23 protein-coding genes and 5 tRNA genes are annotated in these 21,664 nt (G+C 34.6%); 12 read left to right on the top strand and 16 right to left on the bottom strand.

Translation table 11 applies throughout. The annotated features are described in order from the left end of the window. Positions 1-388, bottom strand: a 388-nt coding sequence (locus PQ963_01980; GenBank protein ID MEN4028436.1) for a radical SAM protein, incomplete at its 3' end; no start/stop codon positions are given. Between the two features lie 448 nt (positions 389-836). On the opposite strand from PQ963_01980, the gene PQ963_01975 reads away from it, so the two are divergent. The 8 genes from PQ963_01975 to PQ963_01940 all read left to right on the top strand — a co-directional run bounded on the left by PQ963_01975 (position 837) and on the right by PQ963_01940 (position 3,109). Continuing rightward, positions 837-909 (top strand) — tRNA-Asn (locus PQ963_01975). Positions 910-913: 4 nt separating this feature from the next. Next, positions 914-987, top strand: a tRNA-Ile gene (locus tag PQ963_01970). Positions 988-1,044: 57 nt separating this feature from the next. Next, positions 1,045-1,119, top strand: a tRNA-Glu gene (locus PQ963_01965). A 129-nt stretch (positions 1,120-1,248) separates the two neighbouring features. Next, positions 1,249-1,332, top strand: a tRNA-Leu gene (locus PQ963_01960). 35 nt (positions 1,333-1,367) lie between these two features. Further along, positions 1,368-1,443, top strand: a tRNA-His gene (locus PQ963_01955). 111 nt (positions 1,444-1,554) lie between these two features. Continuing rightward, on the top strand, positions 1,555-1,869 hold the full coding sequence (locus PQ963_01950; protein MEN4028435.1) for a hypothetical protein: 315 nt from the start codon (positions 1,555-1,557) through the stop codon (positions 1,867-1,869). 230 nt (positions 1,870-2,099) lie between these two features. Further along, complete coding sequence (gene hjc, locus PQ963_01945; GenBank protein ID MEN4028434.1) at positions 2,100-2,510, top strand: Holliday junction resolvase Hjc; 411 nt, start codon at positions 2,100-2,102, stop codon at positions 2,508-2,510. A gap of 134 nt (positions 2,511-2,644) precedes the next feature. Further along, a complete protein-coding gene (locus PQ963_01940; GenBank protein ID MEN4028433.1) occupies positions 2,645-3,109 on the top strand; it encodes a hypothetical protein in 465 nt (154 codons plus the stop codon). A 39-nt stretch (positions 3,110-3,148) separates the two neighbouring features. On the opposite strand, the gene PQ963_01935 is transcribed toward PQ963_01940, so the two are convergent. Together PQ963_01935 and PQ963_01930 are read right to left on the bottom strand one after the other, a co-directional pair. Then, positions 3,149-3,943 carry a dihydroorotate dehydrogenase electron transfer subunit gene (locus PQ963_01935; protein ID MEN4028432.1) on the bottom strand — a complete coding sequence of 265 codons (795 nt, stop codon included), beginning with the start codon at positions 3,941-3,943 and terminating at the stop codon, positions 3,149-3,151. Positions 3,944-3,969: 26 nt separating this feature from the next. After that, complete coding sequence (locus PQ963_01930) at positions 3,970-4,875, bottom strand: dihydroorotate dehydrogenase (GenBank protein MEN4028431.1); 906 nt, start codon at positions 4,873-4,875, stop codon at positions 3,970-3,972. 51 nt (positions 4,876-4,926) lie between these two features. On the opposite strand from PQ963_01930, the gene PQ963_01925 reads away from it, so the two are divergent. Beyond that, complete coding sequence (locus PQ963_01925; GenBank protein ID MEN4028430.1) at positions 4,927-6,144, top strand: ATP-binding protein; 1,218 nt, start codon at positions 4,927-4,929, stop codon at positions 6,142-6,144. Beyond that, positions 6,105-6,770 (top strand): fibrillarin-like rRNA/tRNA 2'-O-methyltransferase, encoded by a 666-nt coding sequence (locus PQ963_01920; protein ID MEN4028429.1) that lies wholly within the window; start codon positions 6,105-6,107, stop codon positions 6,768-6,770. Before PQ963_01925 ends, PQ963_01920 begins: the two co-directional genes overlap by 40 nt. Before the next feature lie 84 nt (positions 6,771-6,854). Here the strand turns inward: PQ963_01920 and PQ963_01915 are convergent, their stop codons facing one another. After that, complete coding sequence (locus tag PQ963_01915) at positions 6,855-7,910, bottom strand: serine hydrolase domain-containing protein (protein MEN4028428.1); 1,056 nt, start codon at positions 7,908-7,910, stop codon at positions 6,855-6,857. Between the two features lie 164 nt (positions 7,911-8,074). Next, on the bottom strand, positions 8,075-8,305 hold the full coding sequence (locus PQ963_01910) for an Lrp/AsnC ligand binding domain-containing protein (GenBank protein MEN4028427.1): 231 nt from the start codon (positions 8,303-8,305) through the stop codon (positions 8,075-8,077). A gap of 216 nt (positions 8,306-8,521) precedes the next feature. Here PQ963_01910 and PQ963_01905 point away from each other — a divergent pair, with 216 nt between their 5' ends. After that, a complete protein-coding gene (locus PQ963_01905) occupies positions 8,522-8,656 on the top strand; it encodes a hypothetical protein (GenBank protein MEN4028426.1) in 135 nt (44 codons plus the stop codon). Position 8,657: 1 nt separating this feature from the next. Here the strand turns inward: PQ963_01905 and coaBC are convergent, their stop codons facing one another. From coaBC to PQ963_01850, 11 genes are all read right to left on the bottom strand, one after another. Continuing rightward, positions 8,658-9,818 (bottom strand): bifunctional phosphopantothenoylcysteine decarboxylase/phosphopantothenate--cysteine ligase CoaBC, encoded by a 1,161-nt coding sequence (gene coaBC / locus PQ963_01900; protein ID MEN4028425.1) that lies wholly within the window; start codon positions 9,816-9,818, stop codon positions 8,658-8,660. 21 nt (positions 9,819-9,839) lie between these two features. Next, positions 9,840-10,337, bottom strand: coding sequence for a KH domain-containing protein (locus tag PQ963_01895; protein MEN4028424.1), 498 nt, complete (start codon positions 10,335-10,337; stop codon positions 9,840-9,842). A gap of 359 nt (positions 10,338-10,696) precedes the next feature. Beyond that, a complete protein-coding gene (locus PQ963_01890) occupies positions 10,697-11,377 on the bottom strand; it encodes a PsbP-related protein (protein ID MEN4028423.1) in 681 nt (226 codons plus the stop codon). 57 nt (positions 11,378-11,434) lie between these two features. Then, positions 11,435-11,992, bottom strand: a complete 558-nt coding sequence (locus PQ963_01885) for a PsbP-related protein (protein ID MEN4028422.1) — start codon at positions 11,990-11,992, stop codon at positions 11,435-11,437. Between the two features lie 25 nt (positions 11,993-12,017). After that, positions 12,018-12,560, bottom strand: coding sequence for a PsbP-related protein (locus PQ963_01880; GenBank protein MEN4028421.1), 543 nt, complete (start codon positions 12,558-12,560; stop codon positions 12,018-12,020). A gap of 187 nt (positions 12,561-12,747) precedes the next feature. Further along, a complete protein-coding gene (locus tag PQ963_01875) occupies positions 12,748-13,446 on the bottom strand; it encodes a hypothetical protein (GenBank protein ID MEN4028420.1) in 699 nt (232 codons plus the stop codon). Next, positions 13,430-14,266, bottom strand: coding sequence for a prephenate dehydratase (gene pheA, locus PQ963_01870; protein MEN4028419.1), 837 nt, complete (start codon positions 14,264-14,266; stop codon positions 13,430-13,432). Before pheA ends, PQ963_01875 begins: the two co-directional genes overlap by 17 nt. A 484-nt stretch (positions 14,267-14,750) precedes the next feature. Further along, entirely contained in the window at positions 14,751-15,755 is a 1,005-nt protein-coding gene (locus PQ963_01865) for a DNA glycosylase (protein MEN4028418.1), read from the bottom strand. Between the two features lie 78 nt (positions 15,756-15,833). Next, a complete protein-coding gene (speB, locus tag PQ963_01860; GenBank protein ID MEN4028417.1) occupies positions 15,834-16,760 on the bottom strand; it encodes an agmatinase in 927 nt (308 codons plus the stop codon). A 440-nt stretch (positions 16,761-17,200) separates the two neighbouring features. After that, positions 17,201-19,072, bottom strand: coding sequence for a threonine--tRNA ligase (locus PQ963_01855; GenBank protein MEN4028416.1), 1,872 nt, complete (start codon positions 19,070-19,072; stop codon positions 17,201-17,203). Positions 19,073-19,189: 117 nt separating this feature from the next. Beyond that, a complete protein-coding gene (locus PQ963_01850) occupies positions 19,190-20,434 on the bottom strand; it encodes a DUF4010 domain-containing protein (GenBank protein MEN4028415.1) in 1,245 nt (414 codons plus the stop codon). 1,047 nt (positions 20,435-21,481) lie between these two features. Between PQ963_01850 and PQ963_01845 the strand changes: the two genes are divergently transcribed. Then, on the top strand, positions 21,482-21,664 hold a 183-nt coding region (locus PQ963_01845; GenBank protein ID MEN4028414.1), incomplete at its 3' end, for a hypothetical protein.

Raw genomic sequence — 21,664 nt, 5'->3', positions numbered from 1 at the left:
AGGCCTCAAGATCCTTTGTAATTCCAGTGTTGAGCCATACAGGCTCTCCAGTGATCCTGTAGATTCTCTTTGAAATATCCTTTATTTCTTCAGTTGAAAAAGAGCCGTATCCACCTGAAAGAAATTCAATTTTCCAATCAATTCTTCTGCAAAGCTCTGCTTCGGCTAAAATTGAATTTACATTACGCCTTGCAGTACCGGGTTCTCTAATTTTCGGTTTCTGTGATGACATGTAGCAAAACAGGCAGTCGCCTTTATCACACCACCATGAAAGAAAAATAGCCCTTTCAAGTGTTATTTGATTTCCATGTCTTTTAAGGGTGATTTTATTAGCTTTTTGCATTAAATCAAGGACTTCGAAGTTTTTGATTTTGTTTATAAGATTCATAATTCACCTTAGTAGTGTTAGAATGAGGTTCTAAGTAATAGTATTTATAATGAATTTATTGAAAATTAAAACTTTTAAAATCTTTTGATTAGATTAATTTGAAGTCTTCGATAATGGTCTTTTCTCTTTCTATGTCATACATAAAACATATATAAGCCAGTAATAACAAAGTATATATGCTATAATCACCAAAAATCAGGCGAAAATCAGTCTATACTACTAATTTAAATATCCAAAACGTTTATATACTATAATCACTAACTTAAACAATACGTCACAAATGTGCTTATATTTTCAATCCTTGCAAACCCCAGCTTGTAGCTTGCACGCTTCAAAAACCAAACGTTTTTGATGTTTATGGATCTTCGGTTCGTAACAGCGAAAAACTGTCAATTTTTCGCATGCATCAAACAATTCATGTTGGTGTTTGCATGCTTTGCTTGGCGTGGCCGCCGTAGCTCAGTAGGTAGAGCGTTCGGCTGTTAACCGATTGGTCGCAGGTTCGAGTCCTGCCGGCGGCGCTGTGGGCCCATAGCTTAGCCAGGTAGAGCGCTCGGCTCATAACCGAGCGGCCATGGGTTCGAATCCCATTGGGCCCATCCATATGCTTCTAAAATTCGTGGAATTTGATGCAGCAAACAATAAATTATTTACATGCTCCGGTAGTGTAGTCCGGCCAATCATTTCGGCCTTTCGAGCCGAAGACTCGGGTTCGAATCCCGGCCGGAGCATTTTTCTAACTCAAAAATTCTCAAAATTATCAGATGCTGAGATAACAAAATTCGTTTTGTATGCTATGGTTTTTGAGGATTTGATTTCCACACAGTCAAAATCGCTGATTTTGACAAAACTAATAGCTGGCGGGGGTGCCCGAGCTGGCCAAAGGGGACGGGCTTAGGACCCGTTGGCGTAGGCCTACCAGGGTTCGAATCCCTGCTCCCGCATTTGTGATATTTACTCCATATTATTTAATTCCCAGGCCGGGGTGGGGTAGGTGGTTATCCTTTGGGACTGTGGATCCCACGACTCGGGTTCAAATCTCGGCCCCGGCCCCATTCTTACTTATTTTAATTTTAATCATCATCGAATTTACTGATTCAATAATAAAAAAATATATTTGCTATTATAAATTAATCTTCAGTTAAATCAATATTGGTGATAGCTAAATGCTTAAAATAGAGAGAACCTGTAGCTCACTTAAATGCGATGTTTTACTTGAAGGCAAATTAATAGGCCACATGGACAGTGTTAATCTAACTCAGTGGTTTTTAAAAAATAAGTACGTATTTAAAGGCTCTTTTTCCAGATTTATAACATTTAATACCAATGATTGCCAGGCAGGCATAATAGTGGACATTATTTTTACAGATAAAAAACTGATTATCAAGAGCGCAAGAATTGAGTGGATTAGAGAATCCGGTAAAAATGGCACTTTTAATGCTTCTAAAATGGATTATTATGACCCTTCATTTAAATTGTAAGAAATTCTCCATACATATTAATTCTAGCTAAAACTGGAATAAATTCACAAAAATTCTAAATGAGGTTTCACAAAATTTAATGCCAGTTAAAGTTATCTTAATTCTATCAAAGGTTTTATATTGCATTAAATTATAACTATCTTTAAATTCCTGCAACTTTCATGGCGTCAAAATCTTCGATTTTTTGATAGATTGATAGTTTATTTTCAAAAATTAATGTTCTGATTATTATGAATAAAAGAGGGTCACGTGTTGAGCGTGAACTGGTAAAAATGCTCTGGGATGCAGATTGTGCTGCTATGAGAGCACCGGCTTCAGGAGGGGCAACAAAAAAGCCGCTTCCAGATATAATTGCAGGTAATGGAAGGGTTTATCTGGCAATTGAGGTTAAAACAACTTCTGCAAATCATATTTATATTAATTCTAGAAAAATCATCGGATTAAAGGAGTTTTCAGAAATCTTTGGGGCAGAACCATATCTGGGTGTTAAATTTAAGAATAAAAAATGGCGTTTCGTCCATGTTGACGATCTTATTGAAACCAGAGGAGAAAATTATAAGGTAGACGTGGATCTGGCGTATAGCGCAGGATTAGAGTTCGATGAGTTGATAAAAAAGGATAAACAGATCAAATTTTCATAGATACATTAAAATTATATTTTAAGCCCTACTAAGCATTATTTTTAGATAGTTTATCCTGATGATCATTTTATATATGTTTATGTCCATAATAATTTTTCAAAGGAGGGATTAAAACGGGTAAAAAGATAGGAATTGTGATTATATTTGCTATTATTGGTATGGTTGTTTTTGTATCTGGATGCACCAGCCAGGATAACACAACCATTCAAAATAATACAACTACCCAGCCACAGAATAACACCAACGTTACCAGGGCAATTGATGTGGTTGCAGTTCAAAAAGGTCCTGAAACAGCTAAAAAAGGTATGAATATAACCATTCAGTATGAGGTAACTAATAATGGAACTGAAACTGTATACAATGTTCTACTTGACAGTCAGGACTTTGAACAGGTCGTTGGAACTCTTAAACCTGGAGAAACCAAAAAATACACAAGTACCACATATATACCCACTGATGCAGAGGTACAGGAAGATTTTGGACCTGATGCTACAGTATCCAACCCTTATTTTATAGGAGGGTTCAGTGTTAAATTTAATGATCCCAATGGTTCTAAACATTCTGCCATTTCTAATTCCATTGAGATAAAATTGTCTTGAACCTGATTCAAGGACCTATTTTTTTATTTTTAGTAAATATTATATTTTATGTTTCATTCCGGCTGCATCCCTTCTATATTTACCAAATTCTGTTATTAGTCTCACTTCATCACTCCAAAAAACAGGTCCTTCGACACAGACTCTCCATCCAATATCATCAACACAGCACTGCCCACAAATTCCAAATCCACATTTCATGTAGCGTTCCAGTGAAAACTGAGCAGGAATTTTAAGTTTATCAATGATATCAAATACTCCTTTCATCATTACTTCAGGCCCACAGGTAACCACCATATCATAATCCTTCTTTTCAATTATTTTCTCCATGAATTCGGTGGCAAAACCACAGAAACCATAGGTTCCGTCGTCTGTACATGCATATGCAGTAATATCTGTGGATTTAAGTTGTTCTGTAAATAAAAGCTCATCTTTTGTGGTCGCTGCACTTATAACATCAACATTAACTCCTCTCCGCAAGCATTCATGTACAAATGCTGAAATTGGAGCCATTCCAACACCCCCTCCAACTGCAAGTATATTTGAGCCAGCTATTTCAAAACCACGACCATAGGGACCTCTTAAACCAAGCTTGTCCCCTGCTTTTAGTGAGCAAACAGCTTCTGTAAATGGGCCGATCTTTTTCATGGTTATACCTATTTTGTCATTGATGGGATCAATTAAGGATATGGACATTGGTTTTTCGTCCTTAAAGTTCCAGACCATCATGAACTGCCCGGGTTTAACATTTTCCGTGTCGAAGTCAAAAATAAATGTCTTTACAGTTTTTGTTTCTTCAATAACTCTTTTTATTTCAACAGTTTTCGGAACGTGCATGTTATCAGCCTGATTTTGATTTATTTTTAATCATAATGTGCAATTCCCACCATTTCATCTATGGAAAAATAATCTTTTCTCTGCATGAATTTTTGGATTCCAATATTAATTTCATTGAAAATAGAGGGTCCTTTATACATAACTGAGGTACCAATTTGAACAGAGCTGGCTCCAGCAAATAAAAATTCTACCACGTCTCTGTAATCTGCAATACCGCCAACACCAATAACAGGAATTTTAACTGCATCATATACATCATAAACACACCTAAGTGCGATGGGTTTAATTGCAGGTCCAGACATCCCTCCAAATTTATTGGAAAGAATAGGGTTAGCAGTTTCTATATCTATTTTAAGCCCTGGGCCAAGGGAATTTATAAGAGTTAATCCATCACACCCTGCTTTTTCGGCACTGAGTGCAATTTCAACGATATCAGTAACATTAGGCGTTAATTTAACAATGACCGGGATATCAACTATTTTTTTAACAGCTTTTACAATCTCTCCTGTGAGGTTGGGGTCTTCCCCTATTGAAGCACCACAACCTTTCTGTGCGTGGGGGCATGAAACATTTAATTCAATTAAATCAACATAATTTTCAATTTTGGAGGCTATTTGAGCAAAATCATTCCCTGAAGCGCCGTATATTGAGGCAATGATTGGAGTTGACCTTTCAATTTTTTCCAGTTCTCCAATAAATACGTCTACACCTGGATTTGATAGTCCTATGGCGTTTATAACTCCTCCGGTTACTTCAACGGTTGTTGGGTTAGGGTAACCTTTATTTGGATTTAGACCAAATGATTTGGTTACAATTGCTCCAGCACCGCTTCTTGAAACCCAGTTCATTGAAGCAGCAGTAGTTCCAAGAATACCGGCTGCAAGCATGGTTGGATTTTTTAGTTTAATGTTACATATGCTGACTTCTAACATTTTGCTCCACCATAAAAAAACTTTAAAACTATATGATACAGATCAATTTCTATGAAATGTTATCTTACAGGTTGTTTTGCAGGTTTTGTTATATTGGATAAAGATTTCAATCTCATTGATTATGAACTTTTCCCAAAGGAAAAAATCACAGAAAGAATAATTGAGACAGGTAAAGGAGATTTAACCCAGGAAGAAGAATTTTTACTTCGAAGGAACATTAAAAAATGTGATTCAATGATTATTGAAACTAATATCCGTGTCTCGAAGTATAAAAGCTTGAAAGGATCATCTAAATTCAAATTTGAAAATCCGAGTGCTGCAGGAGATTATTTAAGGTTAAACATGGCCAGTGTTTTAAAAAAAACTGGTTTTATAGTATCAAGTGATGAGTTAAATCAGGAACTGCGCAGAGTAGCATTTGATCTTACAGATTACAAAATTAAAGAGGCCTCCAAAGCAGAAGATATGTACTTAATTCAGGCTATTAATTCAATAGATGAAATTGATGAAGCTACAGGTAAACTAATTGAAAGATTAAGGGAATGGTATGCAATCCATTCTCCAGAACTTGAAAAAATTAAAAGCAATGAAAAGTATGTTGATTTAATTGCAGAATATGGCGATATTAATTCTATAATGCAAAATGAAGATTTAGGTGAGTTTAATATTAAAGATCAAAGTACTGGAGCTGAAATTGAAGGTGAAGACCTCCAGATGATCCAGGAATTTGCAAACTCTGTTAAAACTCTTCAAAACACCCGAAAATCACTTAATGAATATGTGGAGCAAAAAATGGGTGAAATCGCCCCGAATTTAAGCGACCTTGTGGGTGCATTGCTCGGTGCAAAGCTTATAGCACATACTGGAAGCATTGAAAAGCTTGCACTGTTACCTTCAAGCACGGTTCAAATTATGGGCGCTGAAAAAGCACTTTTCAGGCATTTAAAGACAGGTGAACGCCCTCCAAAACATGGGCTTATCTACCAGTATCCAGAAATTAGAAGTGCTAAATGGTGGCTTAAAGGAAAATTTGCAAGAGCTCTTGCTGCTAAAATTTCACTTGCTGTTAGAAAGGATGTTTATTCTGGTGAATTTGATCCTACTTTAAAAGAAGAGCTTGAAAAGAGACTTGCAGGAATAAAAAAAACATATCCATTTCCTCCAAGGGCCGGTAAATTTCAAAAAAAGGATAAAAAGGGTAAAAGAAAGAAAAAGAAGGATAAATTAAAATGGAAATTAGACAAAAATTCACTGGAGTCTATGAAATAGACAATCATATTGCAACAGAAAATTTAAATCCCGGAATTAAAGTTTACAGCGAAAGACTGGTTGAACTTAAAGATAAAGAGTATAGAATATGGGATCCAAGACGATCTAAGCTTTCTGCAGCTATTTTAAATGGTTTAAGTGTTTTTCCATTTGAAAATGATTCAAAAGTACTTTATTTAGGGGCATCAGCAGGCACCACGCTTTCACATATTTCAGATGTTTGTAAAAATGGTTTGATTTATTGTGTTGAGTTTTCGCCGAGGATGATGAGAAATCTGATGGATGTTTGCAAAGCCCGTGAAAATATGGTTCCAATTCTTGATGATGCCACAAAACCACGTAGTTATATGAATCTGGTTCAAAAAGTTGATGTTATTTATTCAGATGTTGCACAGCCCAGCCAGTCAGAGCTTTTCATGGATAATATGCGTTTATATCTAAAAGGAGAGGGAATTGGTATTTTAATGATAAAAGCAAGGAGTATTGATGTTACAAAGGCTCCAAATAAGATATTCAAAGAAGAAGAATCAAAGTTAAAGACACAAGGATTTAGAGTGATTGAAAAAGTGAAGCTTGAACCTTATGAGAAAGATCACATGGCCTTTGTTTGTGAATTCAGTTTTTAGGAAGAAAATATGTCAAAATTTGACAGATTTCCAGTGCCCGAACACAAGGTTTGAATGAATTTGAGCTATATAACTTAAAAAACTTTATTTAAAACAATCAATTATTTTTATTAGCAGTTTAAAAGACAGGTCAGGATTAGATAACTGATTAACTGTACCAGTTAAATATAAATCCTTTTCTGGACAGTGCCATTCAAATGCGCCGGATAATCCAGAATGCCCGATAAATTCAGGGTATGATTTGAAAGGGGAAAATATTCGGGGCAATTTAAATTGCATTATGCCGGTACCATATTTAAGTGGAAAGAATATATTGTTCCAGTGTTTTAATTCATTTATAACTTTTTTTTGGAAAAAAATACCGTTGAAGAAAGATTTTAAAAAAATCATGGATTCTTGGGCTGTGGACACAATTCCTCCGTCGGGTCCAAATGAAGCCATTGCTTGAGGAACGTGAATCTGCTGTTTTTTAAAATATATGTCAATAGGGGTTTTATCGTTGATATCTTGATATAGATAGGTCTTTTTAAGTTTTAAAGGATTAAAAATTAAATCGTTGAAGACATCGCCCATATTTTTATTGGTTATCAGTTCTATAATCCTTCCAAGAAGCTGATAATTTGTATCTGAATAAAAAGCCTTCTTCCTGGCACCGGGTTTGAACTTTGGTTTCAGCTTTTTAACATCATGCATTACTTTTTGAAAATCCCAGGAACGATCATGTCCGAGAGAGAGTTCTTGGCGTAATGTCTTACCAATATCAGTTTTCTCTTCAAAGTAATCAGGTAACCCTGAATTATGTGCCATAAGTTGCTCAATAGTAATTTTATCAGAATAATCAGTACCTTTGTAATTGTGAATGCCTGATATTGATTCTATGGGAATATATTTAGATATTTTATCTTTTAATTTAATTTTCCCTTCAGATCTAAGCTTTAGCAGGATAGCTGTGATATATAACTTGGTAGTACTGGCAATGAAATATGGTGTTTTATTATTTATATTGCCCGCAGAACCAATCCAGGAGAGCGTATTATCTCCTGATTCAACATTAACCACACATCCAAATACTTTTTTGTGGTCAACAGTTTTTTTAACAATCTTATTTAGTTTTGATCTTATTTTCTGAGTATCGTTCATCTTCATCTCCTTTTAAAAACTATATAACTGGAGTTTTTTAAAAATAGAATTTATGAATGAATACAGCATCTAAATAAGATAGTTTCAAACTTGTTTTTAAAAGTTTTGCTGTAACTGGTTTTAAAAAAATAAAAATACTGAATTTCAAAAAATATGGTAAAAAATTAAATTTCTGCACCTATCATTGTTCTTGTGCTTTCAACGCCTTCTATACTTCTTATATTGTCCACTACAAAGCTTGTAAGTTCTTTAATATCTCCAGCTTCAACCATCATCAACACATCGTACACACCAAAGAGTGCGTAGGTTCCTTTTGATTCTAATTTCTTTATAGTATCAAATGCTTTCTTATCTATTCCCGGCATCAATTTTATTAAAACACATCCCATAACCATGTTATCACCTGTATTGATTATGATCCGTATTTCTATAAATACTTTTTTAATATTTCTTAATAATATACTACTTCGATAAACTGGCTCCTACAAATCAAAAAAACAGACAGTACAACCTGCACCTTACAACTGACAGGCCGATTAATAGGGAAAAGGTTATTAAGACCCATAGAACATAGTCAGGTGCATAACTTATTGACGTATTGGGGGTAAAAAATGGTTACAGTTAAAAAATGTCCAAATTGTGGTTCTACTAACATAAAATGGGTAATCCCAGATATGGGACCCATATGGGAATGTTTCGACTGCAGATATCGTGGACCTGTTATTGAAGAAGATGAAGAAAAGTAATTTAAAAATTTAGACTATATTTTTTCAAAACTCTATCAATAATTTTAGAAGCAACATCCTTTTTAAGGCTCAAAGGAACATCAACAATTTCACCGTCAATTAAAATAACCTGATTTCTATCCTCACCAAAACCAGCACCTTCAACTGCAACATCATTTGCAACCATAAGGTCAATCCCGTGCTCTTCAATCCTTTTAGATGCCGATTTGATCAATTCATCCCTTGAAATATTATATTCAACTTTAAAACCTACTAAAAAGATTTCAGGATTAATTTTTTTAACTTCACCAATTATTTTTGGCGCTCGTTCAAGTTTCAAAGTGATATCTTCATTTGATGAAATTTTATTCTCTCCTTTTTCTATTTTTGGAATAAAATCAGAAACAGCCGCCGCTGAAATAAAAATATCGTGAGATTTGACCTGTTCAAGCACTGCACTACGCATTTGGCTAACAGATTCAACTTCAATTACATTAAAAATATTTGGAATGTGTGCAGTCATTTTGCCCCGGATCAAAGTCACATCTGCACCTTTAATAAAGGCCTCTTTTGCAATTTCAACACCCATTTTGCCGGAACTTCTGTTTGTGATTCCTCTAACTTCATCAATCTTTTCATATGTTGCGCCGGCACTTACAAGCACTTTTTTACCTTTCAATTTGCCATTACCTAACTGGCGCATGGCATGGAGAACAATATCCTGAATATCAGGGAATTTTGCTTTTCCTTCCCCTATTTTAGGCTTTACAAAGCTAATATCTTCATTTTTTAGGGTTTCAATATGGTCCTTTACTGCTTTATACATGGAATTGTGCATGGATGGGACCATCAAAACAGGTGTTTCATAACCAGAAGCTGTAATTAAAAGAGTGTTAATTGGATTATCTGCAATTTTACAGGCAAATTTACTTATAACGTTTGCAGTGGCAGGAGCAACAATTATCATGTCAGCATCTGCGTATTTAACGTGTTCAACCTCCCCAGTGAGCTTTGTAACCACTTTCTGCCCGGTTGCAAACTCCATGGAGTAAGGATGGATTATTTCACATGCCCCGTCAGACATGAAGCATTTAACATCAACTCCCTGCCTTCTAAACTCTCTTGCAAGTTTAATAGTTTCTGTTGCAGCTATACTTCCGGTAACACAAAGCACAATTTCCATATTTTTCCCCAAATACTTTAATTAGAGGTCATCTATAACGATAACAGTTTTTTCATCAGTTAATTGATTCATAATGTTGTTTAAAACATTTAATCTTGAGGGAAGTCTTCTTGAATCTTCTCTCATAACCCTTATTTTGTATTTCTTCTCCCCGTCCATTCCGTAGACTATGTTAATCCCTGAAATTCTTGCAGGGGCTATGAGATCTCTTGCAATCTCTTTAAAGTCAGAACCTTCCCCGATAACTCTTACCTTCTTTCCAACCTTTTTTGATATTGCTCTTACTATTTTCCCGCTCTTTCCTATGATCTTTCCAACCTGGTCTTTATCTGTCACGATTATAACGACGTCACCTATTTCTATTGTCTTTTTAAACCCTATTTTTCCCTCGCCAAGTTTGAAAAGTAATTTAGCAATGTCCAGGTCAAGCTGGGTGATTTCACCACTTTTTAATTTGTTTTCACACCCCTGACATAACATTCCACTTTTTAAACAGACATCGCATACTGGCAATACCATTCTTCATTCCTCCTTGTAGTTCTGATTAATATTTGAAAATATATACTTCCAGCAAATTTAACCTCCAGGCAAATCATTAAAAACATTACTGCAATTTATTTTTTTAATCTAATTCCTTAAATTTCCAATTAGAACAGTATAACTGGGAGTAAAAAGGTAATTTTCTATTTTGTACATCATCTGATGAGTTAAAATAAAAAGCAGATTCAGGCAGCCTTGTTAGTTTTAAATCCTGTCTTTCAAATATGAATATAAAGATATATATTCTGTTCAGTAATATATATATGCCGTACTGGAAAATTAAAAACATTGCTATTTTTTCTTCAGATTAAATGATAAATTTTAATATTATATTTTAATTACTGGAGCTTGAAACTGTTTAATATCATGTCAAAGTAGGGTGCCTGGCTCTGCAGATCAGTTCCCCTCGTAAGGAATGCCAGAATATAAATTATGTTATTTTCCTCGAAATATATAAGTTTAAACTGAATATCTTTGTATTCTGGACTGTTACCTCTGTATATAGTTTCAGTGGCGTTTATTCCAGCTACGGTTTTGTTTGTTGTATTTGTGGGAGCTATATTTGCACCAGAAATGATTAAACTCTGGATAAATCTATCTTTTCCCTGTTCTAATGTTTGATAAGGTTCTTTCTGCAGTTTAAGTATTGTAAAAGCTGCTAATTGTGCGCTGTCTGGATTATTTACCGATGAAGGGTCCTGAATCACAATTTCCATGGTGGTTCCATTAACTTTGTCAGTGGTCACATTCCATGATGCCGGATATTCCAGGTATATCCCCCCGGCAGAGTAAATTTTTACAGGTATTTCTATGGTTTTATCCGGAGGGGTGACAGTGTCATTTTGGGCGGTACTTCCACTGCCTGTTATTATCAGGATTAAAACCGCCACTAAAACTGCTATGGCTCCTGCAATTAACTCTTTTCTATATCTAATCCAAAAATGAGTTATTATCCCTTTGTTTTTGGTTTTCTCAGGGATTCTAAGGAGATTTTTATTATCTCTTCTGGGGCTGTTCAAGTGACTACCTCGAAGTTTTATGTTAAAAACTTCTAAAAAGCAGGTTAATATATTTTTTTACTGGACCTTGAAACTGTTTATTATAATGTCAAAATCACTGTTTTTACTTGCAAGATATGCTGGTTCGCGTGTTCCACATGCTATCATGTATATATACCCCCCTTTTTCAAGTAAAACCACTCTAAACTGTTCTTCAATACCGTTATCCATTCCACTGGCACTGAATTCATAAGCAGTTTCATTATCCATCTTCATTTTTCTTTCAGATAATTGCCTGTACCCAGGTACCCCTGAAGCCCCTGTTTTAACTTCATCAAAAAATTTTTCAAGGGGTATACCTTCCGATGCTTTTTTAGAAATTTCAACCACTGCACCGGGTTTATTATCAGTTTCGTTTGCATCAGTATCTTTAAGATATACAATTACATATTTACCTGTTTTATTAGTAATCTCCCAGTTTTTGGAGTAATTAAACGAAATACCATTTGCAGAATATGTATTTACACTGTCATTTCCTGATGTGATGTTATTTAATGTATCCGGTGTTTTTAAATAAAAAAAGACTAAGACAACGGCAATAATAATGATTAATATGAGATAAACACTTTTTTTCAATATACCACCTTAACTCATGGTTACATTAAATGACTTTAAAACTGTTGATTATGATTTCGAAGTTTTTTTGCTGGTTGTTAAATTCAGATGCTGGTGCACTGCAAAGGATGATGTATATACTGTTGTTTTTCAAAATCCATATGGCACGCTTTTGATCTCTGGAATTGACTTTATAAACATTTTCTAAAGCTTTGATCCCATTTACCGTCAATGTACCATCTGATACTGGTATAAAGCCCAAATTTTGAGATGCAAATTGGGCGTAAGTTGCAGTATAATAGTCTTCAAATGTGGTATTGTGGGGTTTCATTGTTTTTTGTATTACCACGTTTACTCTGGTGTTACCATTTTCATCGGCTGAGTTTGGGTCACCTACAGCAACCAGACTGTCTCTTGCATGACTTGATATGGTTTCCCACCCTTCAGGGTATTCAAACGTTACCTCATCTCCAATGTATACTTCATTTTTGCTATTTACGTCTCCAGATGTTTGATTTCCACTATCTGTACATCCTGATGCCAGAACAACTGCTGAGATGAGGATTAATACAGGTAAGTATTTCTTCAATTTATCTACCTCTATCCATTATCACCTGAAAACTGGATATATAATTTTCTATTTTATTATAGTAATTAAAGAGGGATAAAATTGAATATCTTACATTATATTCGCTTTTTGATTGTAATTCATGAAATTACTGTTTATTATAAAAAAAATGTATTTAAAAGATATTTTAACATTTTTTCACGCCTTATTAATTGGTAATATTACTTGAATTTAGTGATGTTAAGTTTTTTGGTTTTTTTTGTACTTGTTCACCCGCTGCACTGTTATTATCATTGTTGTTGGTCTTATTGGAATCATTGTTTGCTGGTTCTTGAGGTTTAGCTTCATTTGCTGGTGGTGTGGCTGCTGGTGCAGGTTGGGTTACAGGAGGGCTAACAGGTTTACTTGTATTCATCATTTGTCTGGTTCTGTTAGTTGTATTTGTGGTGTTTGTCATGTTTGTGGTGTTATTAAGCACGAAAGGTGGAAAGGCACTCTCATTTGTATATAAAGAAACACTTGAAACTTCCTCAGGTATGTTCAAAGTGTAAATACCAAATCCAATACCTACAGCAAAGGCAAAAATTAAAAGTGCAGTGGCTATCATCGCATTTTGTGAGATCCCCTTATTAGATTCAATATTTTTTTCTTTAAGCCCTGGAGATGTGATGTATTTTTTAAACAGTTCATCATTTTCACTTTCATCGCCAGCTTCCAGCGGTGCTTCAGTAATTTTCTTTCCCTGAAGCCTCATTACTCTTTCTGCAGCCTCCAAAGTCTCAAGTCTTCCAGTTAACTGCCTCTTTTGAAATTTATAGTGGCTCTCCGGCACATTACCCTTCTTAAATTCAGTTTCAAGTTCATTGAGGCTTTTTATAATTTTATCTCTTTCAGCACTTATCTCCATCATCCCCTTCCATAGGGTATGAACCCAGAATTTTAACATACAATGTTTTGTTTTTTATGTTATTTAAAATGTTCTTTACCTCTTTATCGTCCTTATGGCCTTGAAAATCGATGAAAAAGATGTAATTTCCAAGCTTTTTTTTGGAAGGACGTGATTCAATCTTAGTCAAATTGACATTGCATTTTGCAAATACGCCCAGAACATCGTAGAGGCCTCCCGGCCTATCTTCAACCAGTGAAAAAACAATAGATGTTTTGTCATGGCCAGTGGGTTTTTGATCATGTTTACCTATAACAATAAACCGGGTTAAATTGTTTCTGTAGTCCTGAATATCACAAGCAGCGATTTTTAGACCATATAGATCTGCAGCACGCTGTGTTCCAATTGCAGCAGCATTTTTTTTACCTTTAACTATTTCTGCAGCTTTTGAAGTGCTGGTTGTAGCAACCGGTTTTGCACCCATTTTTTCAATGAATTTACGGCACTGTGAAAGTGCCTGTGCATGGGAATAAACCAGTTCGATGTCTTCTACTGAAGATCCAGGATTTAAAAGGAGCTTGTGACTTACAGGTAAAATTATTTCGCCCCTGATTTTTAAATCATAGTCATGTGCCAGAAGATCAAGCGTAACGCCCACAGGTCCTTCAATAGAGTTTTCAATGGGAACAACACCAATATCAACTTTTTCTTGATTAACAGCTTCCATAACTTCCATTATAGAATCAAATGCTATTAGTTTACCATCTAATTTTGAAGCTGCCCCTTCAGTATAGGTTCCTTGAGGTCCAAGAAACCCTATTATGTATCTTTTCTCTGTCATGGTTTTACCTGAACTAAAAATAAATCAAGATTTTCTATTGATGAAACATTTATAATGCTGATGGTTTATGTGCCCATCATTAAATGATGTTTATGAAATGGTATAAAAATGTGGGTATACATTATAATTTCAGTTAATTTAAAACAGATACCTTATCCTAATTTAAAATATTTTATAGTGACAATAGGATCCGTGATCATTATGATCTCAGCATCTTTTTTTAGAAAAATCATAGATGACTTGATTCCTAAGGAAAAACGTTGAAAAATCTACATAAAAATTATTGCAAACTTCCCACGAACCTTAAATACCAAGAAAATTTACATTTACCTCGGTCATCCCATATAATGGTCAGTTGAATGTCTGGTTCCGTCAATCGCTATCTATGGCTTATTGATATGAACAATTCCCGGTTTAATCAGGCATTTAAGAAAAATATAATGTTAATCCTGATTTTAAGGTGGAAAGAATGTATTAACCTTAATTAAACGTGTTTGAACATTTTAAACCTTTTTTTAGGCTTTAATTCATCCATAAGCCCTGATTTACGTGCATAATGGAATAAATAGAGCTGCGCATATCCTGCATAGTTTCCAAACTTTTCTATTCCAAAAGCCCTTGTTTTAGAATTTGAAACACTTTGTGAATTGAAATAAAGCTTAGAAACAATTCTACTTATCCAGATATCAACTGGAAACGCTTTTCCAAAGCCATAGCCATAAAGGAGAATACAGTCGCCTACTTTTGGCCCAACTCCAGGAATCTTTAAAATAGTGTTAAAAGCAGTTTTGTAATCCATATTTCTGATTTTTCCCAGGTCAATTTCATTTTGAACCATCTTTGATGCCTGGATTATGTATTTGGCCCTGTAACCCACACGACAGCTTCTAAGGTCTTTCCATATATGTCTGTTTTTAAGAAGTTCTGGATCGCATTTTTCCTCGTCAAATTCGCTTTCAGGAGCATTTGCAAGTACCTGCGAAGATGGAAAGGAATAGAATGTCCCCTCTGATAATTCATATTTATTTCCCCATTTCTCCTTTAAAAGACGAACTGCTCTATTCCATTGTCTGATGGAATTGTGGGCAGATGTTATAGAGCAGACAACCGATTCAAAAATATTGTTTGCCTTAAAAAGACGTAATCCTTTGCAAAAATGAATGGCAGGCTCAAGTTTGGGATCATTCTTTAAAAAATCGTACAGCTTTGTAAGATCATCATTTAATCCAAATATTTCCATTATTTCAGATTTAATAAGTTCTTTATCTATTTTTTCTGGAAATTCAGCGATTACATCTATTGGTTCATCTGAATTAGATTTATGGGCGATTTTAATTAGACATACTTTGTTATCCACATTAATTAATTCCTGAAAGTATTTGCCATTCTTACCCCATGCAGGTTGAGAAGTCTGGCCACTGTTAATGGTTAAATCAAGGTCAAAGGGACCCCTGTACTCATGTGGCTCAATTTTAAATCTTGTCTTCATAATATCGTTACTATTATTTATAGGTTTTTTACAATAAATTTTCTATATGGCACAGGTACTTAGCCTGTGTTAATAAAATTAAATGAAAATGGATCCTAAAAAATCAAATGCAATCCTTGCTGCAAGTTGAGAAGTCACATCTGCTGGGTCAAACAAAGGATTAACTTCCACAAGGTCAAAACCAATGATATTGCCTTTTTGGGTTAGTCCTGTAAGCAGTTCTCTCACCTGGAAGTAATTTAGACCTCCTGGCTCTGGAGTGCCTGTTCCAGGAGCTATTGAAGGATCCAGGACATCAATATCCAGAGTCACGTATATGTTTCGTGATGAGGGGATTTCATCTAAAACAGTGTCAACTCCTCTTTTAAAAACATCTGCTGCAGTTATTATTTGTGATCCATATTTAATTGCTTCTTCATAATTTAATTTGCTGTCTGCAAATCCTCGTATACCAATTTGAGTAATATTTTCCACATTTTCAAGTTCAGAAACTCGCTTTATGGGGTTTGCATGGGAAAATTTCACATTGGCCACATTATCCAGAAAATCAAGATGCGCATCCAGATGGACTATGTCCATGGGAACATCAAACGCCTCAACTATAGGGAAAGTAATTGAGTGATCCCCACCGAAAGCTACAGGAAAAACACCATTATCTATGATATTTTTAAAGGTGTCATAAATCATTTGCATATTTGACTCCATATGAACTGGTAAGATGGGCACGTCACCGTAATCTATGAAGTTCACCCCCTGAAGAATGTGTTTCTGGGTTTCCAGATCAAAGGCGCCTTTTTCAAAATGATAGTAAATACCGTAATTTTGAGATGCTATACGGATTGCGCGAGGCCCGTAACGTGCTCCTGGCCTGTTTGTAGTGCCCTGATCGAATGGAACACCTGCAAGTGCAGCATCCACATTTTTTAATTTTTTTGTATGTTTGAATTTGTAAAATGTGGAAACACCTAAATAAGGAAATCTGTTTTCAATGCCTTTTAAACTCAATTTAGCTCCCCAAAATACTATACATGTCTATTTTTCACTGTTTAAACTGACTGAATAAATTAAGTGAATTTAAATCCACTTTTTGAAGTTATCTGAAGCAATAGCTTTTTTAAAAAATCAGGTTTATTCTCCTTCGTGATGATCTTTGTGTTTTCTGACTTTTCTTACACTAATTTCTAGAAAATTCCCCTCCTTAATATCAGCAACCTCCAAAAGAACTTCTGGAACTAAAACATCCTTTTCTACTCTTTTAACAATTGAAGTGTAGCCCCTGTGATGATACCAGTGATGTCTTCCATGATGTCATCTTTCGCTGTGGCATTCACAATCTTTTTCTTCATGCATCTCATCACCTTCCTTTTTAAAACACCTATTAAATGTTTATCTTAAAGTATAAAATTATTTCTATCACGGTGCAAAAAGAAGTCAGATGATAATGGTTAGAAATTAACCCTTTTAGATAATTTTATAGGCAGTGGAAGCTGTCTAAAAGGCATGTCTTCTACTTCAGCTTGAATTTTACTGATTAACCCCTCTTTATCCATTAAAACTTTTTCATTGGTTTTACGGACGTTTACAGTTAATTTATCACTTTCAAAACCTTCGGTTTTGAATGCCCGAACACTACGTGTTCGACGGCTTTCAAGTTCTTTATCTCCAATCACAATGGTATAAGGTATCCATTCTTTCCCAGCATTTCTTATTTTCTTACCCACAGTCTCATGCCTTTCATCCACGTCGACCCGCATATTATTAACCTTAAAATCCTCGGCAAGAGATAAAGCAAAGTCCACATGCCTTTCTGCAATTGGAATTAATCTCACCTGGGTTGGTGAAAGCCATGTAGGAAACATTGGTGGATTTTCATCAATTTCAACCGCAGTTTTTTCAAGTAAGCTGCATATAACTCTTTCTATACTTCCTGTGGGGCTGCAGTGAATGATTATCGGATATTCTTCCTTTTCCTCCTCATTTACATAAGTTATACCAAATCTTTCCCCACTTTCAACATCTATCTGGATTGTAGGATTTTCTATAGGCCTTCCAAGGTAATCTATGGCTGCAAAATCCATTTTACAGATCCAGTAATGCTTACGACTGGACAGGATCTCAAGAAGAACCGGTTTTCCAATTTTTTCTGCTACCTTAAACATCCACTCTTTATTTTCTTCAAAGAAGTCTGATGTAGCCCTGAATATTACTTCATAATTTATATTAAAGTCTTCTCCTGTCTTTGCGCACATAGAAATTTGTTTTTCAAATTCTTCCAGTGATTGAGGGATATCCCTGCATACAGTGTGCAGATCAGGCATTGTAAATCCTCGAAGTCTTTTAAGTCCTACAACCTCTCCCTTCTTCTCAAGCCTGAAACTGTAGGTTGAAAGCTCATAGATCCCCACAGGAAGATTTTTCCAGGTTAAAAATGAATCTGAAAGCACTCTAAATGCTCCAAAGCAGCAGGCATATCTTAGCATTAGATCTTTTTTAACACCCATTCTGTACTGTCTTTCTCCAAATTTTTCTGCATGTACTCTTATAGCATCATCTGATAGGTCGTACATTACAGGAGTCTCAACAGGCATGGCTCCATATTCAGTTACCAGGTTATAAACATAATCTGAGAGAAGATCACGAATCAGTCTTCCCTTCGGATACCAGCGAAGATGACCTACATCCGCCGATGACTCGTAATCTGCAATATTTTTCTCACGCATAAGCCTTACGTGTGGTGGTTCCTCTCCAGAAGACTCCATCTTACCAAGTTCATACAAAACAAGCTTCTGGAGATCTTTATTTTCATATTCAAATTCTTCTGGATCATGTATTTCTCCTTCAGTCAAAATATACCATTTTGATGGCTCTTCTTCTGCTTTTTCCGCTGCTTCAGGTTTTACAGTTATGGTTCTTGAAAGTTCAGATAATGGATGCCCTTTACATGATATTTCAAATGATTTATACCATCCAAATGGAACTCTGGAAACATTAACATCCTTTTCTTTTAAGCTTAATTCCATACTCTTTAATATTTTCTTTGCAAACTTAGGAGAACCTAAAGATGAACTTAAATGAGCATAGGGATATATTATCACATTATCAGGTTTTATCTGGCTTGAAACATTAATTATTTCAGAAACTGCATTTTCAACAACTTCAGAAGCATTCTGCTCATCTTCCTTTTCTACTGCTGTGAAAACTACTAAGGCATTTTCAAATTCCCCGCCTTTCTTTTCTTCTCCAATTTCTTCTGCTATTTTTGTTTTTGATTTAGTTTTATACTTTAAATAATCAGAATGAATCAAAAGTATTCGCATCTTATCACCTGTGAATAATGTAACTGATTTTAAAGTTTACGCTATTTAAGTTTTTATCAAAGATAAGGTGAGAATTTCTAAATGCAGTATCTGTAATGGACAATGTTTAAAAACTTTTCAGACAAAAAAGATTGCTAATAATCCTGCAAAAATTATAAAAGCAAATATCATACCTATCATGTATCCAAATTTTCTTGTTCCCAAAAACATGGCGATTAGAAACTTAATAATGGTATTTGAAATTGCAGCAAGGGTTATGGCAGTTACTGCAACATCAGGAGTGATGATATTATCTCCTGCAAGAAGTGCCATGCTTATGGTTATAGCATCAACATCAGCTATTCCTGATATAATACTTGCAATATAAACTCCGGCATCTCCAAAATAAATTTCTGCAATCTTAGAGGCAAATAAAATACCTGTAAACAACAATCCAAATATTAGCGCTGGTCTAAGTGAAAAAGGGTTTTTAAGTTTGAGATCTCCGCTAAAATCTCTGATTTTAGTGGTTTTCCAGGCTAAAAAGCTCAATATAATACCTACTATCCCCATACTAAGCATTGGGGCTGCAAGAGTGCTTATTAAGTTAGGATTTATCACTGCTACTACAAATAGAACTCTTAGAAACATCATTGAACTTGCAACCACTGTAGCAAACACTGCTGCCCTTATTATAAGATCTGACTCTTTAACTCTTGCAGCCATTGCAGCTGTAACAGCTGTACTTGATACAAGACCACCTATAATTCCAGTTACATTAATTCCCTTTTCAGCCCCCATGAATTTCATCAATATGTATCCTGCAAAGCTTATTCCAGAAATAAATACAACTATCAACCAGATTTGATAGGGATTAAAAACATAAAAGGGCCCAAAAGCCTGGTCTGGAAGTAGGGGAAGTATTACAAATGCAATTATAAGGAATTTCAACGTGTTTATAATTTCATTCTGGCTTATTTTCCTTGCAAACGTGTGTAAATGTGGTTTAACTGCAAGTAATGTTGTTATTATGATTGCAAGTACTGGAACAATGCGTAAGCCTTCATCAGTAAAACACAGAGCACCTAAGATAAACGTAAGAAGTGCAGTAACCTCTGTAGTGATTCCAATATCTCCATTTTTCTTGTTAGTCATAACATAACTTAAACCTACCATTGCAGCAAAACCTAAAAATGCTATAATTATAAAATAAGGATAGAATATGGATAAAAAAGCGGATGAAGTTCCAAGTACTGCAATAAGCATAAAAGTCCTTATCCCTGCAAATTCCTTTACCTGAAACTGTTTACGCTCTCTTTCAATGCCAATTAATGCCCCTATTGCAAAAGAAATCAGAAATTTCAAAATAATGCTAATATCCATGATAATATTTTAATTTCCAAAACTTATATATTTAAAGCAGCTTCTAATTTTCAAGAAAGCAACTCACCGCCAGAAAATTTAACGGGTGCTTCCAGCAGCCAGCAACCTGATAGTTCCTGGAAAAAATAAGCATTTAATAAAATAAAATTATTTTTTAAAATCATTCCACAGAAGAGAGTGTAAAATTAAGGGTTGTTGAAAAATCGAAGCTAACAAAAATTTTATTTTTGCGCATTCGAAATCTCGATTTCGACGCCACAAACACTGTCAAAATCTTCGATTTTGACGGCCCGAACACTTTCAAATTCTTTGAATTTGATGCCTCGAACACTTCGTGTTCGGCGGCTTCGTGTTCGACGGCTCCAATAAATCCCATGGATTTTTGAGAGATTTTTCACATGTTAGATGCATGTTGTGGTTCCATTTAACCTTAAATATTCCTTCTTTCATTGAATGAGGTTATATTTGATTATAGTTAATCGCTAAACTTTTTTAACTTTTGGAATGAATTTTTTAATCATTCTCTGGCGAATGATAGTGATTTAGAGTAGTAAATAAAGTATTTTTGGATTAATTTTCTAATTTGAGTTTTTGTTTTGATGAATAATGGGGATAATTCTCTTTTTTGGTTTTCTATAGTTAAAACTATTAAGTCCTATACTGTAAATAAAAGAGAATTTCTATTTACCTTATTTTTGAGTTGATTTTTTTAAGTTTTTGAAACCGGTGTTTTTTGAGTTTTATTTTTGATATTTTTTTCTTTTTGTTTCTATATATTGATTTAAACAGATTAAATAAAGAATTTAATCCCTCAAAAATTTAATAAGACCTGAAAATTTAAAAGACCCAAAGATCAAACATGGTTACTCGAAATTCTCTTTAAATTAAAATAGTAATGTTTATATAGATTAATAATTAGATTTTTGTATTATAGTAATATAATAAAATCATGTATAGTAAATTAGAGTGTAAATAAATGTTTAAAATTCCTATAATAATCATAAATTCCTAACTATGTGAAAATAAATTTAAAATTTCACTGATATTTTGTATAAGGGTGTGGAAATCCTGAAAAAAGTCATATTACTATCATTTGCATTTATTTTTGCATTGGCTTTTTGTGGGAGTGTTGCAGCGGCCAATAACACCACGATCTGTGTTAGTGTTGCTATTAATGGAAGTGAGTCTAATGGTTATAGTTATGAACCTTCTATTAGCATTGATGGGCGG

This window comes from Methanobacterium sp. (assembly GCA_039666455.1).
GTDB lineage: Archaea > Methanobacteriota > Methanobacteria > Methanobacteriales > Methanobacteriaceae > Methanobacterium_D.
The sequence above is the reverse complement of the archived record's forward strand: the minus strand, read 5'-3'. Positions and strand labels throughout refer to the sequence as shown.